Origin of the sequence: Pseudomonas umsongensis, from assembly GCF_002236105.1 — a bacterium.
GTDB classification, from domain to species: Bacteria; Pseudomonadota; Gammaproteobacteria; order Pseudomonadales; family Pseudomonadaceae; genus Aquipseudomonas; species Aquipseudomonas umsongensis.
In genome coordinates, this window is sequence record NZ_NIWU01000008.1 from 32,026 (window position 1) to 46,669 (window position 14,644).

11 protein-coding genes and 1 pseudogene are annotated in these 14,644 nt (G+C 51.5%); 4 read left to right on the forward strand and 8 right to left on the reverse strand.

Features of this window, described 5'->3' with window-relative positions:
* Positions 1–37: 37 nt before the first annotated feature.
* The 6 genes from PSUM_RS27380 to PSUM_RS27405 all read right to left on the reverse strand — a co-directional run bounded on the left by PSUM_RS27380 (position 38) and on the right by PSUM_RS27405 (position 7,610).
* Positions 38–1,681, reverse strand: a complete 1,644-nt coding sequence (locus PSUM_RS27380; protein WP_046819626.1) for an acetolactate synthase large subunit — start codon at positions 1,679–1,681, stop codon at positions 38–40.
* A gap of 70 nt (positions 1,682–1,751) precedes the next feature.
* Positions 1,752–3,056 carry an OprD family porin gene (locus tag PSUM_RS27385; protein WP_083349467.1) on the reverse strand — a complete coding sequence of 435 codons (1,305 nt, stop codon included), beginning with the start codon at positions 3,054–3,056 and terminating at the stop codon, positions 1,752–1,754.
* Between the two features lie 485 nt (positions 3,057–3,541).
* Positions 3,542–4,255: a TerC family protein gene (locus PSUM_RS27390; protein WP_173667171.1), complete on the reverse strand. Its 714-nt coding sequence runs from the start codon at positions 4,253–4,255 to the stop codon at positions 3,542–3,544.
* Between the two features lie 159 nt (positions 4,256–4,414).
* Positions 4,415–5,719, reverse strand: coding sequence for a CitMHS family transporter (locus tag PSUM_RS27395; RefSeq protein WP_046819629.1), 1,305 nt, complete (start codon positions 5,717–5,719; stop codon positions 4,415–4,417).
* 104 nt (positions 5,720–5,823) lie between these two features.
* Positions 5,824–6,552 (reverse strand): ABC transporter substrate-binding protein, encoded by a 729-nt coding sequence (locus PSUM_RS27400; RefSeq protein ID WP_046819630.1) that lies wholly within the window; start codon positions 6,550–6,552, stop codon positions 5,824–5,826.
* An 11-nt stretch (positions 6,553–6,563) separates the two neighbouring features.
* Positions 6,564–7,610 (reverse strand): Ldh family oxidoreductase, encoded by a 1,047-nt coding sequence (locus PSUM_RS27405; RefSeq protein ID WP_052760674.1) that lies wholly within the window; start codon positions 7,608–7,610, stop codon positions 6,564–6,566.
* A 193-nt stretch (positions 7,611–7,803) separates the two neighbouring features.
* Between PSUM_RS27405 and PSUM_RS27410 the strand changes: the two genes are divergently transcribed.
* On the forward strand, positions 7,804–8,700 hold the full coding sequence (locus PSUM_RS27410; RefSeq protein ID WP_046819631.1) for a LysR family transcriptional regulator: 897 nt from the start codon (positions 7,804–7,806) through the stop codon (positions 8,698–8,700).
* 262 nt (positions 8,701–8,962) lie between these two features.
* Here PSUM_RS27410 and PSUM_RS27415 read toward each other — a convergent pair.
* Positions 8,963–9,091 (reverse strand): annotated as a pseudogene (locus PSUM_RS27415) (methyl-accepting chemotaxis protein); the annotation flags it as partial.
* Positions 9,092–9,138: 47 nt separating this feature from the next.
* The gene (locus tag PSUM_RS27420) at positions 9,139–10,062 is read right to left on the reverse strand and encodes a LysR family transcriptional regulator (protein WP_083349468.1); all 924 of its coding nucleotides are present in this window, start codon (positions 10,060–10,062) and stop codon (positions 9,139–9,141) included.
* Between the two features lie 246 nt (positions 10,063–10,308).
* Between PSUM_RS27420 and PSUM_RS27425 the strand changes: the two genes are divergently transcribed.
* The 3 genes from PSUM_RS27425 (at position 10,309) to PSUM_RS27435 (ending at position 14,638) form a co-directional block, all read left to right on the forward strand.
* The gene (locus PSUM_RS27425; protein ID WP_083349469.1) at positions 10,309–11,181 is read left to right on the forward strand and encodes a TauD/TfdA dioxygenase family protein; all 873 of its coding nucleotides are present in this window, start codon (positions 10,309–10,311) and stop codon (positions 11,179–11,181) included.
* Positions 11,182–11,926: 745 nt separating this feature from the next.
* Complete coding sequence (locus tag PSUM_RS27430; RefSeq protein WP_083349470.1) at positions 11,927–13,279, forward strand: OprD family outer membrane porin; 1,353 nt, start codon at positions 11,927–11,929, stop codon at positions 13,277–13,279.
* A gap of 432 nt (positions 13,280–13,711) precedes the next feature.
* Positions 13,712–14,638 (forward strand): LysR family transcriptional regulator, encoded by a 927-nt coding sequence (locus tag PSUM_RS27435; RefSeq protein ID WP_083349471.1) that lies wholly within the window; start codon positions 13,712–13,714, stop codon positions 14,636–14,638.
* Positions 14,639–14,644 lie beyond the last annotated feature (6 nt).

Genomic DNA, 14,644 nt, shown 5'->3' on the forward strand with positions numbered 1-14,644 from the left:
ACGAATGAAGAAGCGACGGGCCTAAGCCCGCCGCGATTCAGATGGACGCGCTCCGCTCACGCAGTTCCGTGTTCAGGATGCGGTCGTTTTCGGAGTAGTCGACCGGGCAGTCGATCACGTGTACGCCCGGAGTGGTGATGCAGTGCTCCAGCAGCGGCAGCAGGCCTTCTGCGCTTTCCACGCGATGGCCGTTAGCGCCGTAGGCTTCGGCGTATTTGACGAAGTCCGGGTTGCCATAATCCAGGCCGAAATCGGTGAACCCCATGTTGGCCTGCTTCCAGCGGATCATGCCGTAGCCGTCGTCGCGCAGGATCACCACGGTGATGTGCATTTTCAGGCGAACCGCAGTCTCCAGTTCCTGACTGTTCATCATGAAGCCGCCGTCGCCACACACAGAAATCACTGGGCGATCCGGATAGACCAGGTGAGCAGCCATTCCCGATGGAAGGCCGGCTCCCATCGTCGCCAAGGCGTTATCCAGCAGCACAGTGTTCGGCTTGTGCGCCTTGTAGTTACGAGCGAACCAAATCTTATAAATACCGTTATCCAGGGCGACGATACCTTCGGACGGCAGCACGCGACGGATGTCGGCGACCAAGCGCTGCGGATATACCGGGAAGCGGCTGTCGTCGGCGCCTTCGGCGATCTGGATTTCGTTGGCTTCGCGGATCTCCAGCAGGCGAGTAAAGTCCCAGTGCGAGGTGTCGGTCAGCGCTTCACCGATCTGCCAGACTGCATTGGCGATGTCGCCGATTACTTCGATTTGCGGGAAGTACACAGCGTCGACTTCAGCGGAGCGGAAGTTGATGTGCACGACCTCAGTGCCGCCACGCACCATGAAGAATGGCGGCTTCTCGATCACGTCGTGGCCAATGTTGATGATCAAGTCGGCGGCTTCCACCGCACGATGCACGAAGTCACCGGACGACAGCGCTGCGTTGCCGAGGAAGCGCGAGTGCCGCTCATCAACCACGCCTTTACCCAACTGTGTAGTGATAAACGGAATGCCGGTCTTGTCGATCAGTTGCTGCAAGACCTTGGCGGTCATCTTTCGGTTGGCGCCGGCGCCGATCACCAGGATCGGGCTGCGGGCCTTCTGCAGTTTCTCGACAGCGGCTTCGACCGACTTGTGCTCGGCCAGCGGACGGCGGTGCAGGCTCGGAGGGATCGGCATACTGTCGGTCTGCTCGGCAGCGATGTCTTCCGGCAGTTCCAAGTGCACAGCACCCGGCTTCTCTTCTTCGGCGAGGCGGAAGGCTTCCCGCATGCGCGCCGGGATATTATCCGCAGAGGCGAACTGATGGGTGTACTTGGTGATCGGAGCCATCATGTCGCAGACGTCGATGATCTGGAACCGCCCCTGCTTGGATTTCTTGATCGGCTTCTGGCCAGTGATCATCAGCATCGGCATACCACCCAGATAAGCGTAGGCGCCGGCGGTCACAAGGTTGGTCGCACCAGGCCCCAGAGTCGACAGGCTGACGCCGGTCTTGCCGGTCAAACGACCATACGTCGCCGCCATAAAGCCAGCGGATTGCTCGTGGCGAGTCAGTACCAGGTTGATCTGTGATTTGCGCAGGGATTCGAGCAGATCTAGATTCTCTTCACCAGGAATTCCAAAGACGTACTCGACGCCTTCACTTTCCAAACACTGAACAACGATGTCCGCCGCCTTTGCCATTTTCTATATACCTTAAAGTAAAGAGGACGATGCTCGCCCTACATGTCCGAATAGCCACGTATGACGCTTGTTAGAGAAGTGAGATGCTGTAGCTTACAAACACCCGGTTCTGATCTTGATCACGAGCGGCTTCGCTATTGGATTTACCATTACGCCAACCGAAACCAACACCTTTGAGCGCTCCCGACTGAAGGACATATTCTAGGCTGGTATCTCTTTCCCATTCTTTCTGATTGTCACCGGATTTGGTCTTGATATTGTCCCCGGAGAGGTAGATAACCGAGGCTTTCAGGCCAGGGACACCCAGGGCGGCAAAGTCATACGCGTACTGACCGAATGATGTGCGTTCCCCTGCTCGAGTGAAGTTCTGGATCATACGATCTGTATACAGGTACAGACTTGAGCCACCAGCGCCTTTGTCTGCCAAGCTCCCCTGATTGAGCTGAGTAAAATTGCTGCCATCCGAAACGCTTTGATATCCCGCCGTCACAGCGTGCCCACCCATGGTGTAAATCAGTGCAGCACTCCAAGTGCGGTTATCGATCTCTCCATCGCCATTTTCAGTGAAGCCACTGATTCTGTAGCCAGAGGTGCCGGAGCTATTCTCACCTGACGAGTCAGTTTTAAAGTAGCGCAGGTCGGTTTTCAGGGATTGGTTATCTGAGAGCGCAAGCGTGTGAATCAGTCCGAAAAACTGTTGGGTATAGTAGTTCTCGAGATGGGCATAGTAGTACTGAGCCGTCAGATCCTTGGTGACTTTCCAGTCGCCCCCGGCGAAGTCAAACTGGTTGCTTTCACGTGTTCCGCCTACAGCGGCCAGCCCCGTCTGATCAGTTGAACCGCGACCTGTTGCATGTTCGATTCGTCCACCAATCAGGGTCAGATCTTTGAACTCGCTCGACGTGATTTGACCACCTTGGAACGTCTGTGGCAGCACACGCCCATCGTTAGCGGCCAAAATCGGAAGTTTCGGAATAAGCGTGCCGTAGCGCAATTCGGTCTTCGATATTTTGACCTTGCCAGTCACCCCCAGCCGGCTCCATTCATCGACCGCTCGGTTGTCGCTGTCAGATGGAATCATAGTGCTGCCGAGATGCCGTCCTTTACCGCTGTCCAGGGTAATGCCCAGCAACCCAAGCATGTCTACACCAAAGCCGACGGTACCATCGGTATATCCTGATTTAAAATCCAGCATGAAACCCTGCGCCCACTCTTCGGTTTTCGAAGGGGCCGCAGTGCCATCACGGTTGTCGTTATTGAAGTAGAAGTTTCTCATTCCCAAGGTGGCTTTGCTATCACTTAGAAAATCAGCATGCGCCTGGGTACTCAGGGCAAAACTGACAAATACTGAAGCTGCAAAAATCTTTATGCTCATTTGTAACGCTCCGTTTTTTATTATTTGAGTAACAGACACAACACAAAAAACCACATACCCATGCAATACACATGAAGGGCTAAGCCTTAACTTTCTAAAATACTTCTATTACAAGCCGCCTTAGTGCGACCTTTCTAATGAGACCGTGGTGCCGACGCTCAATATTGCTCTTGGCGGCCTATGCGATTAATTTGTTTATCTTCTTTTTAATTGGGTTCGCCGTATTCACAGCACATTCTGATAAGCATAAAAGCCAAACACGGAGCTAGTGCCCCAACAGTAGCTCGCATGGTTACTGGACGATAATTCGAACCTCGCCCGCATAGGCGTTAACCACTGTTTCATTAGCGCGGTGGGTGACCTGCCGCAATCGGACGAAAAATTCCTGGTAGGGCCTGATTGAAGGAGATGCTGCGTCTCAACGTTCCGGATGTTGAATCTTCGCTTAGGAAATCAATTTCCACGCACATCTGTAATATCGAAACTCATAACTGCTCACCTCTTTCAGAGTCTGGAGGCGACTGGCAATCAGTCTGCTGTCGGCTTTTCACCAGCATTCCTACGATCAAGACCGATACCGCCCCGGCACACCCAGCTGCGTAATGCGACCAAGATGGAAGACTTGGTAGGCTTATGTCACCGATAGCCATGCTGCCGGCGATCCAACCCAGCAACGCCGCTCCGAGAGTGATGACCAATGGAAATCGATCCATAAAGTGAAGTACCAGCTTGCTGCCCCAGATGATGATTGGGATGCTGATTACGATGCCAAAAATCACCAGTTCTAGGCTTCCGTTGGAGGCTCCCGCGACCGCAACAACGTTATCCAGGCTCATGACGGCGTCAGCGACAATAATTGTTTTGATTGCTCCCCACAGGCGTGGGCTGGCCACAAGGTTGTCATGCGCATCCTCCTTTTCTGGAATCAGCATCTTGGTGGCTATCCAGAACAGCAGCGCCGCTCCAATGAGCTTGAGGTAGGGCAGCTCCAACAATTGCAGTGCAAAAAAAATCATCACGATGCGAAGCAATATCGCGCCCAGTGCACCACCGATAATGGCGCGATTACGCTGAGCCTCTGGTAACTTGCGGCACGCCAATGCAATAACCACTGCGTTATCGCCTCCAAGCAAAATGTCGATGGCGATGATTTGCGCCACCGCCAGCCAAAAGGTTGGCGAGTTTACAAGTTCGATCAAGATAAGCACTCCAAGCATCTGCACATCAGCCCGTCAGGCCATGCGAAAAATCATGTAAAACTCGTTGCTGTATTTAATCGTCGGGCCATTCGCTGTAAAAGAATTACTGGTGTAATTGATTCGCCCACTCAAGCCTGCGTTCCATGCTTCCGATCAGTGTCACGTAAACAGCGTAATTGCTCCTGTAAGCAATGACACACAGGTCATCAGCAGGGACAGTAATACCGCCCATTTGATCGTGCTTTTTTGGAAGTCACCGAGATCCCGGTCAATCATACCTACCAGCAGCAATGTGGAGGCCACCAGCGGGCTGATTTGATGAACTGGCTGACCCAGCACTGAAGCCCGAGCAATCTCAATAGGATCGATGCCATAGGCGGCGGCGGCATTGGCAAGTATCGGAACAACACCAAAATAATAAGCATCATTGGATAATAGAAAAGTCAGAGGCATGCTGGTGATGGCGACCACCAGAGGGAACAAATGCCCCCAGGAAGGTGGAATGACATCCACAAGTAACTGCGCAATCGCGTCTACCATCTTCGTGCCCGAAAAAATCCCGGCAAATATGCCAGCAGCAAAAACCAAAAGCACTACCACCATGGCGTTGCCGGCATGAGCGAGCATCCGCTCCTTCTGCAAGTTCAATTGCGGGTAATTCATCGACAGGGCAATAATGAACCCGAGCATGAAACTGATCACGGAATGCAGGAGCCCTGTAACCAGACACACCATTACCACAAGAACCAGTACCAAGTTGGGGATCACCATCTTGGGGTTCTTGTTCACGCTATGACCCACGATTGATTCGATGTAGCAATCATCACCACCGCTGGTCAGGGTCACATTCCCAATGATTTTTCGCTCGCGCCGCCCCAGCAAAAACGCCGTGCACAGCACACCCAATGCGCCTACGGCCATAGTCGGGAGTAGCGGGATGAAGAACTCCCCTGGATCCAGACCAAGAGCTGCTATCACCCGAGTTGCCGGGCCGCCCCAAGGCGACATCCCGCCCATCACGCTGAGCGATAGTACGCAAATGCTCGCAAGGATCATTGGGTTAAGGCCGATGCGTTTGTAGAGGGGCAACATTGCCGCACAAGTGATCATGTAGGTCGTGGTGCCATCGCCATCCAGCGCGACGGTCAACGACAGAATTGCTGTGCCAACGGCGATCTTTACCGGGTCACCATTCACTTTCTTCAAGATAAATTTGATCATCGGATCAAAGAGCCCGGCATCAAAAAGCACACCGAAGAAGAGAATAGCGAAAAGCAACAACGCTGCGGAGGGCGCTACCATCTTGATGCCGTCGAGCATCATTTTGTCAGTGGTAAGGGCAAAGCCGCCGATTATTGAAAACACTACTGGCACGACGATCAACGCAACTATTGGAGAAAGTCGCTTCGCCATTATCAGGTAGGTAAATACCACGACCATCGACAATCCGAGAAATGCCAACATGTTAGATACTCTTGTTTTTATAATGAATTAGCAGCTGGTCTGAGGGCGACGCCCTAAAAGGAGCGTCCCCACAGACGGCTTTGACTTTTTTGAAGTCGACGCTTTCAGCCTGCGACGGTGGCACCAACGATGCCGTGGTGTTCTAAAGCTTCTCCCACGAACCCGCTGGCCTTCGCCCGCTCAACGAATTGCCTTAACAAGTTAGCCGCTTCCTCTCCATACATGTGAGGAATCCCCATGGCTTGACGGATTTCCATGAAGCGACCTGGCAACAGACGCAAGCCCGAAAAACGCTCTGCATCGAATTCCAGCTGTTGCTTTACACCTGCGGCCACATCGGCATTTTCAGCTAGGAATACATCGACGACAGTCGGCGAGGTAGGTGAACGAACAATCGTCGCTGCCTTTAATTCGCGGGTCAGGTGCAGATCGTAGGCGCTCCCTTTACCGACAACTACCTGGGTATGGGTGCGATCAACCTGAGAATTGTCTGTCAGTGGTGAATCGTCACGTACTAAGTAGCAGCCCTCGATGAGCACGTAGGGTTCGGTAAACGCCAGTTGCTCACCACGTACAGGGTCAATTGCAAAAAAACCAAAGTCTGCCTTGCCGGCTGATACAGCAGCGACCGATTCCCCGGCGCTTTTGAACACGCAAAGCTCCAACGGTAAGGCTGCTTCTTTAGCGAAAGCAGTTGCCAGATCAACGGAAACACCAACCGCATTGCCTTTGTCATCAAGCCGAGCAAGGATCGGATTGCCTACGTTGATCGACGCACGGAGTTTGCCGGTAGGTGCTATTACGGCTGCTAGTTCTGGATTGATTAGCGTCATGTCGAGATCCCCTATGCCGTCCGGCTTGCGTAGTGGTCAAGAAGTACCTTGGTCGCTTGATCCACAGGAACACCCTCGCGCAAGTACCGCTGCATTTTCTTCAGTTCGATCTCACCAGGCACGATGACCGGCGAATTGCTATCTACTGGCGGGCTCGCATGCAGGATGGAGGCAAAATCGGTCATTCGTTCCTTCAGCCAACTCGTCGATCCAAGGCGTTTAGTGTCGATAAGAATGAAAAAATGGCCAAGGTTTTGTGGTTCATCCGGGGCGTCGACCCAAGACTTCACATGAGTGAGGTACGCCGCATCGGACAGCAAACCTGCGAGCAGATCCACCACCAACGCCAAGCCGTAGCCCTTGTGACCACCGATAGGAAGCAGAAAACCATCCAGCGCCGCGCGAGGATCAACGGTAGGTTTGCCATGCGCGTCTGTTGCCCAAGTGTCGGGGATGCTTTCTTGGCGTTTGAGCGCATTTCGGATCTTGGCACGGGCTACCACGCTCATTGCCATATCTAGCATGAAATGCTCTCCACTTGGGTGTGGAACGCCGAACCCGAGAGGACTATTACCTAGCCGCGCGTCACTGCCCCCCGAGGGAGCAATAGTGGTAGTCGCGTTGCTACCGATGATGCTGGCAAAACCTTGTTCGGCAGCGATGTAAGAGTACGGAGAAATTGGCCCGAAGTGGTTGCTACCCTTGGCAAGCACCAAGCTGATTCCGTACTGCTTTGCGATACTCATACCAGCTTCAAGCGCGGCCATGCCCACCAACGGGCCGACAGCGTTCTGCCCGTCTATTTGGGCAATAGCTGGTGCAAGCTCTTTCACTTTGGGTACTGCCGAAGCGCTGATACCGCCTGATTCAAGTCGCTCACCATAAGATTCGATGCGACTCAAACCATGGGTAGTCAGTCCGAATAGATCGGCCATCACTAATACATTGGAAACTTGCTCGGCATTCAACGCCGTAAGACCAAGCCCTTGAAAAGCACGGCATCCCAATTGACGGACATCATCAACAGAAAAAGAAGATACTTCATTCTTATTGTTCATATAGTTAGGCCCACTCCAACTCCAGGCAATATTGTGCGCACGTGCATAAATCGCCCGAAGCTCGGCAAATAAAGAGTTGTTAATCGGGGCAGGACAACTCGAAGTTATTTCGTTGTGCCTGCGAGTTGACAGAATGAGAGAGGACGATTAAAAAGTAAAATGCAAATAAAAGTGTGATTTATGAGGATTACGCATGAATTTCGATCTGGCAGATCTCCGTGGATTTCTTGCGGTAGCTGACCTTGGCAGTTTCAGTGCCGCAGCTCAGGCAATGCATCTGTCCCAGTCCGCGCTATCGCGTAGGGTCGACAAGCTGGAAACAGCGCTAGGCGTTCAGTTGTTCGAACGCACCACGCGAAAGGTCGAGCTATCCACTATCGGGCGGGGCTTTGTGCCCCGAGCAAGAAATGTGCTGAACGAACTCGAGAATGCGCTTATTGGCTTTCACGACCTTTCCCACCGGCTTTCCGGCGAAGTCACCATCGCATGCGTGCCTTCAGCCGTTGGGTATTTTCTGCCTGACGTGATCGCTCAATACCATGCCAAATACCCTGGAATTCGGATTCGGGTCATCGATGAATCGTCGTCCACCATATTGACCGTGGTAGCCAGGGGCGAGGCGGACTTCGGCCTTACCTACATCGGCACCCAAGACTCGGAGGTGGTTTTTCAACCATTGCTGGAAGAAGATTTCATCGTTGCACTTCGGGTGGGGCACCCGTTAACCGTGCGCCCATCGCTCACTTGGGACGATCTCTCGGGCTCCGATTACATTAGTTTGGCGCAAGGCAGCGGCAATCGGTTTTTGATTGACCAAGCACTAGCAAAGCGCGATGTTTGCCCACGATCTTTTTGCGAAGTTAAACATGTACCCGCCTTGGTGAGCTTGGTAGAGGCTGGACTAGGGATCGGTGTGGTGCCCAAGCTAGCAATGCCCGCTGATGGACATCCCACGCTTGTCACGCGTCCATTGACTCAACCCTCTATCAGCCGAAGCCTAGGGCTCATATCACGCCGGGGACGTGCTTTATCACCTGTAGCACAACTTCTATTTGACCTGCTGATGACGAGGAGAAAGTTATCGGTTTAAAAATAATTTCTGACTTGCTTCCCCTCAAAAAAAGGATCGGAGAGTGCTGGCCCAACGCATAACTATCACCGAGGAGTCGACGATGCCAGGAACGTAGCATCCATCATTAAGGAAATGCTCGGCTGATTCGGTGAGCCGGGCCCAATGGCCCGAATGAGCGATCCTCCCAGTAACGTCAAACCACAGCTTAGCTATGGGCAAGCGATGACTCGCACACAGAATGATTTGAACATAACCTCTCATCTTCCTGGATCGACACCTAAGTGCGATGGGCCAGCGCCAGCACCTCGTCGGCGACCACCGCAAAACCCCGTCCGGCATCGCCAGCACGGGCAGCCTCAATAGCCGCGTTGAGGGCCAACAAATTGGTTTGCTCTGCAATGCTGCGAATCGTTTGATACCTGCACAGGCTCGCTGTACCAAGTATGCAATATAAGCTTAAATCACAGGGCCTGAAGCTCGCAGTTGCCAATCAATCTCGCGGTCAACTAGCGAGCGGCATAACTCAATAATGCTGTCCCTATTGGCGGTTGGATCATCGACACTCCACGCCAGCCCCAGTCCGATATGTCGTTCTAGGCCCTCAACCTCGCGCAGCTCAAAGTTTTGTCCGGGAATTGATCTAACCCATTCTGGGACGAATCCCACACCGATCCCAGCGGTTATCATGGCCAGCATCGCTTGGGTGTCATTACAGCTGTAGATCACTTGCTGATGCAGGTCGTATTTCTGAAACTCTTCAGGAAAGTTCTCATCCGTCTGGGATTTGTACGCCCTCGAAAAGGCAATAATCTTCTGCTTACGAAGATCGTCTGGCGTGATGGCGCTCTTACTGCTCAAAGGGTTTTCGCGTGCGATCGCTAGCAGGTATTTCTCGCGATGGATGGACTGCCAGCGAAGAGATCCGATGTTTTCAACCGGACGGATGAAGCCGAGATTGATGTTGCCGCGCTCAATCTCCCTAACGATGCCCACTGTGTTGCCGTTGTGAATATGGATTCGAGCATCAGGGAAGCGTTGATTGATTCTCGCGATGAAATTGGGGAGCACACCGAATGTTGCAGGATAAATGGTACCGATAGTGATCTGACTGATGTCTTTACCTGCGACGGCTTGGGCAGCAAGGCAGGTGCGGTCGATGTCACGCAAGATCTCGATGCACCGTGAATTGAAAAGTACCCCTGCTTCTGTCAAATGCACGCGTCGGGTTGACCGTGTGAGTAGCGGAACACCGAGCTGCCTCTCAAGCGCTTGAATTTGAGCCGTCACGGCTGGTTGGGCGATCTGCAATCGGGTAGCCGCTCGGCCAAAATGCAATTCCTCCGCAACGGCTACGAATGTCTTGATTTGCCGTAGATCCATTAGCTGCTCCCCACTTGGCTGTACTTGATTTATAGGGGCAGCGAATGAATGTCAAATGGATTGATCAATTTTTTGGATGACTGGCAGTCATGGCTAGACGCGTTTGGCCTTAGTGGCTCCCGTATGCTTGCTCGGCGACTGATAAGATTTCACGATTAATAGTCAATTATTATTATTGGATCTCAGTCTGAACGAGGCGATAGCTTAAGCCCAGATCGTAACCTTCAGCTGGTGAGGAAAAAGAGCATGCTGACCAAAAACAAGATCACGGCTATTTCGAACGGTAGTAATGTTTGTGCAGACATCGTAGGTTTCGACTTCAACGACTACGATGCTCAGGATGTCGCTGAAGTACGCAAAATCTGGTTCCAGTACGGAGTTGTTCGTTTCCGTGATATCGACATCACCGACGAGCAGCACATCAAGTTCTCTCACCATTTCGGCGAAGCGGTTATTCACCCGAAACAGTTGCAAGAGGGAGCTCATCCAACGCAAAAAGAAATTTTGGTTATCGCCAATACTACTAAAGACGGGAAGCCATCAGGGGCGTTGGGTAACAGTGAAGCTACCTGGCACACCGACACCTGGTTCTACGAGCGTCCACCAGCTGGCGCGTTGCTGCGGGCCATTGCGCTTCCGCCCACAGGTGGTGACACCTATTGGGTATCTATGTATCAGGCCTATGAGACCCTCCCGACCTACTTGCGCAACGCAGTCAAAGGCCGGCAGATCTTCTTCCAAAGCGTATATGACGCGGCGGGCGGTCTGCGACTGAATAAACAGGAGCCTAAGTCTGATGATATTCGTGAGTGGCCAGGAATTGTGCATCCGCTCGTACGGGTACATGGTGACAGTGGTCGACAAGCTCTGTATTTGGGCGCACAGGGCGTGCGAGAGCAAGATTCCTGGATCGTAGGTCTGCCAATGGATGAGAGCAACGATCTCGTTGCCCAGCTGTGGCAGCATACGTTGAAAGGAGAGGTATTCGTCCAGAAGTGGCGTCTTGGTGACATGGTAATGTGGGATAACCGCTGCACCATGCATCGTCGCGACTCGTTTAGCCCTGAGCACATTCGCATTATGCACCGCACTACCACTGCAGGCGAGCGCCCGGTGTAATTGGTAAATCAAGTAGTAATCGCCGCGTCTTTTGAGTACTTTAATTGGCTAGCCACTTTGTGGGTAGCCAATTACCGATACCCAGAGATCGATAATTAGAAACTTCGCTTCTCAGTGTCACAGCTTTAAAGAAAGCAATAACCTCCTTCCTCAAAAACTCACTTGGCAATAGAGTGCATACACTGCATCACGACTGTTGCACGCTAGAAACTTCTGCTCAGCGGGTAGATTTCGTTTCCTGCCGCTCCCGCCCCTTCAACGAATGCCCTTAGGTATCCAGAGCTTTTCTCTTTCCTATGCACGCCTTTCTGTTCATCTGGACGGAAACTCTAAACTGTACCTTAGGCTTGTGTTTCTGAAGATTCTCTAAACATCCCAACGCAGAACCAATTCTGAGTCGTTACACGTCGGAATTTGGGGTAACAGTCCTACTCACCACAATGGCGCGCGACGCTTCGAGATAGTGCGTCGTGATACGGATATCTACGTTGGATTCGGTGAAATTATAGCTTTACAACATTAGGCCATGTGCCATGGTAATGGATGAAGTAAAGTTAAGTGTTCAAGGCCCAGCAAACAAAGAAGCCGCCTATTTTCTGGCACTGTTCTTGCTCTTTTATTATGTGCGGATCAAACGATCAATAGGGATTTTGAAATCCATTGCGTGTAGGTGGTGTTTGCTCGTGCGCTAAACGAAACATATAAATAAAGCCAATCAACAATAAGTAATGTTTATAGATATGGAGTGGCAGTAGTGAAAAAAGTAAAAAAGATACTGGCTGCTTTTGCATGCGGCACCCTGGCGCAACAAGGCTACGCAGTAGGCTTCCTTGAGGATAGTAAAGCATCCATCAATTCTCGCACCTTGTACTATGATGGGGATCAAAGGAGTACCGATGGGGTGGATCAGCGGCAGACCCTGACAGGTTTAAGGCTCGACTTCCAGTCGGGGTACACGCAAGGGGCGGTAGGGCTTGGGCTTGACCTGCAAGGGCTAGCGGGATTTACCTTGAGCGGTGGCAGCTCGCCGCATAATGCCTCTACAGTAAATACTGTTTCCCCGGTGAAGACTGACGGCTCGCCGGTAGATAACTGGTCTAGGATCGGAGGAAACGCTCGCTTCAAATACTCGAAGACCGAAGTGAAGGCTGGCAATGCGCTGACCTTCAATCTTCCAGTGCTTATTTCAAACGACGGACGCCTGTTGCCCGCGAGCTTTCAGGGGGCTGCGTTGACGTCTAGTGAGTTTGAAAATATCACCCTGAACGGCGGATTTTTAAATCGTGCTATTGGCCGAGCATCCAGCAACTGGGCAGGAATTTCGGGCGGGGGGAGCAAGGGCAGTGATGGCTTTACTTTTGCAGGAGGTGACTGGAACGTCAGAAAAAACCTAAAGCTACAGTATTACCATGCTCATCTTGATGATTACTACAGCCAAAACTTTTTCGGGCTAATTCATTCGTTCGATATGGGGATTGGTCAATCGCTGACAACCGACTTACGGTACTTCAAAAGCGATTCAGACGGTAAGAACGGTACGGACAGCCGCTATGCCATGCGCACCGGCTACAATGAAAATGGAAAAATAGATAATACGACTTGGTCTTTGGCTTTCACCTACAAAGCAGGCGGTCACGCGCTGACTTTGGGGCATCAGCAAGTCAGTGATAAGTCTGGCTTTGCAAACGTCAATAGTAGCAATGTGATCGATGGCCGAGGTCGACCCGAAGGTGAAGGGGGCGTTCAGTCTCTATACCTCTATACCGACGTTATGGTGAACAGTTTCATTCGTGCGGGCGAAAATTCTACATTTGGTATTTACAGCTACGATTTCGCAGCGGTAGGTGTTCCGGGCTTAAAGGCGGGCTGGACGTATGTAAGTGGTAAAGATATTCGCGGCACAGGTAATACTACGACGGGTAGGTACAGTGAATGGGAAAGTGACTACCGCCTAGATTATGCCGTGCAGTCTGGAACATTCAAAGGAATTGGTTTTTCCCTCCGCAAGGGCATCTTCAGAACCGATCTTCCCGCCTCGACGTTAAAAGATCAGAATCAAGTTCGGCTGTTCGTTAATTACACTTATGCGCTTTGGTAAAATCGGATAGTTATCTCTAGGTAACGTACGAAGTCATCGATTGTAAGTTTTGTTGTCGATGATTTCGTTCGCGGAGACGCAAATTCCGGCAATATTTAATTCAGTATATTTGTGGGATTCGTAGCGTTGGGCTGGATATGTGTATAAGAAAAAATTATAGGGTGGCGCAATTTTTTGATTATCTATGATGGCCTAGGTGCCACAAACTGTCCCTAACAGCATACACCAAGGGTAGCAACTCTCTACAGGTTGGCCCCCAATCATGGATGCAAGGAGCTTCGTCAACACTGCAGGATGCAAACGGTAGGCAACCTCTGATGGTGTGCTCGGTAAGATCTGGCCTGGTTGTGCAGGGCTAAACCTGCCAGATGGTTAGGGTATTAACTGAACGCGACGGATATAAATAAAAACCGTCTGCGATAGGGAGTACACATGCCTATTAAATTAAGGCAGATAGAAGCATTCAGAACGGTCATGCGCGAGGGAAGCATGGTGCGAGCTAGTGCGGCTATGGCCGTTACGCAGCCCGCGATTAGCTACATGATCTCTGGGCTTGAAACCGCTGTTGGATTTCCTCTTTTTAGTAGACAAGGAGGAAAGCTCAGTGCGACACCGGAGGCGATCCAGTTGCTGTCTGAGGTTGATCGTCTATATCAGGGGCTTGAAGCTGTAGAAGCAGTGGCCCATAAAATAGCTAATTATGGCAACGCCGAGTTACGGATTCTTATTACCCAGGCCCTGTCTGCCGGACGGATTGTGAATGGGATTGGAAAATTCGCAGCGTTACATCCAGGCATCAAAATTGATTTGGATGTTGAGCATAGAGCGCTCATTACCCATCGAGTAAATTCAGGTCAAGCCGATTTAGGAATTTTGTCAATTTCGACAGGCCTTGAAGATCAAAGTTCTACCTTATTTAGCAGTCCAATTATCTGTGTGGCATCACCCACTGCCAAAATTTCGAAAATGTCGACTGTTACTGCAGAGCAGTTATCAGGAGTGCCTATAGTTGGACTCAAGTCTACAGGACTCATCCGGCCAATGGTCGATCAATGGTTTCATGAGGCCGGAGTGACGCCCAATTACACGATCGAGGTTGGCGGAGCCGGCACAGCGATTGAGTTAGTTCGTGGCGGGCTTGGAATTACCTTCGTAAATGTCTTTAGTTTGATGGAACGGGCTGATAGCCAACTTCAGTCATTCAGCTTGGATAATGCTCTTGCCCTTAAAATAGGTGTAATTACCTCATCGTCTTTACACCCAAACAGAGCGGCGCATGCACTGCTTCAGTATCTGACACAAATATACTCGGAAAATGTGTCGAATGATGCTCCTGAGGCAGATTGCCCAAAGTTTTAATAAAAA

Bases quoted from the DNA above. Each gene is read 5' to 3' on its own strand.
- PSUM_RS27380 (WP_046819626.1), bottom strand. From the start codon at position 1,681: ATGGCAAAGGCGGCGGACATCGTTGTTCAGTGTTTGGAAAGTGAAGGC.
- PSUM_RS27385 (WP_083349467.1), bottom strand. From the start codon at position 3,056: ATGAGCATAAAGATTTTTGCAGCTTCAGTATTTGTCAGTTTTGCCCTG.
- PSUM_RS27395 (WP_046819629.1), bottom strand. From the start codon at position 5,719: ATGTTGGCATTTCTCGGATTGTCGATGGTCGTGGTATTTACCTACCTG.
- PSUM_RS27400 (WP_046819630.1), bottom strand. From the start codon at position 6,552: ATGACGCTAATCAATCCAGAACTAGCAGCCGTAATAGCACCTACCGGC.
- PSUM_RS27405 (WP_052760674.1), bottom strand. From the start codon at position 7,610: ATGAACAATAAGAATGAAGTATCTTCTTTTTCTGTTGATGATGTCCGT.
- PSUM_RS27410 (WP_046819631.1), top strand. From the start codon at position 7,804: ATGAATTTCGATCTGGCAGATCTCCGTGGATTTCTTGCGGTAGCTGAC.
- PSUM_RS27420 (WP_083349468.1), bottom strand. From the start codon at position 10,062: ATGGATCTACGGCAAATCAAGACATTCGTAGCCGTTGCGGAGGAATTG.
- PSUM_RS27425 (WP_083349469.1), top strand. From the start codon at position 10,309: ATGCTGACCAAAAACAAGATCACGGCTATTTCGAACGGTAGTAATGTT.
- PSUM_RS27435 (WP_083349471.1), top strand. From the start codon at position 13,712: ATGCCTATTAAATTAAGGCAGATAGAAGCATTCAGAACGGTCATGCGC.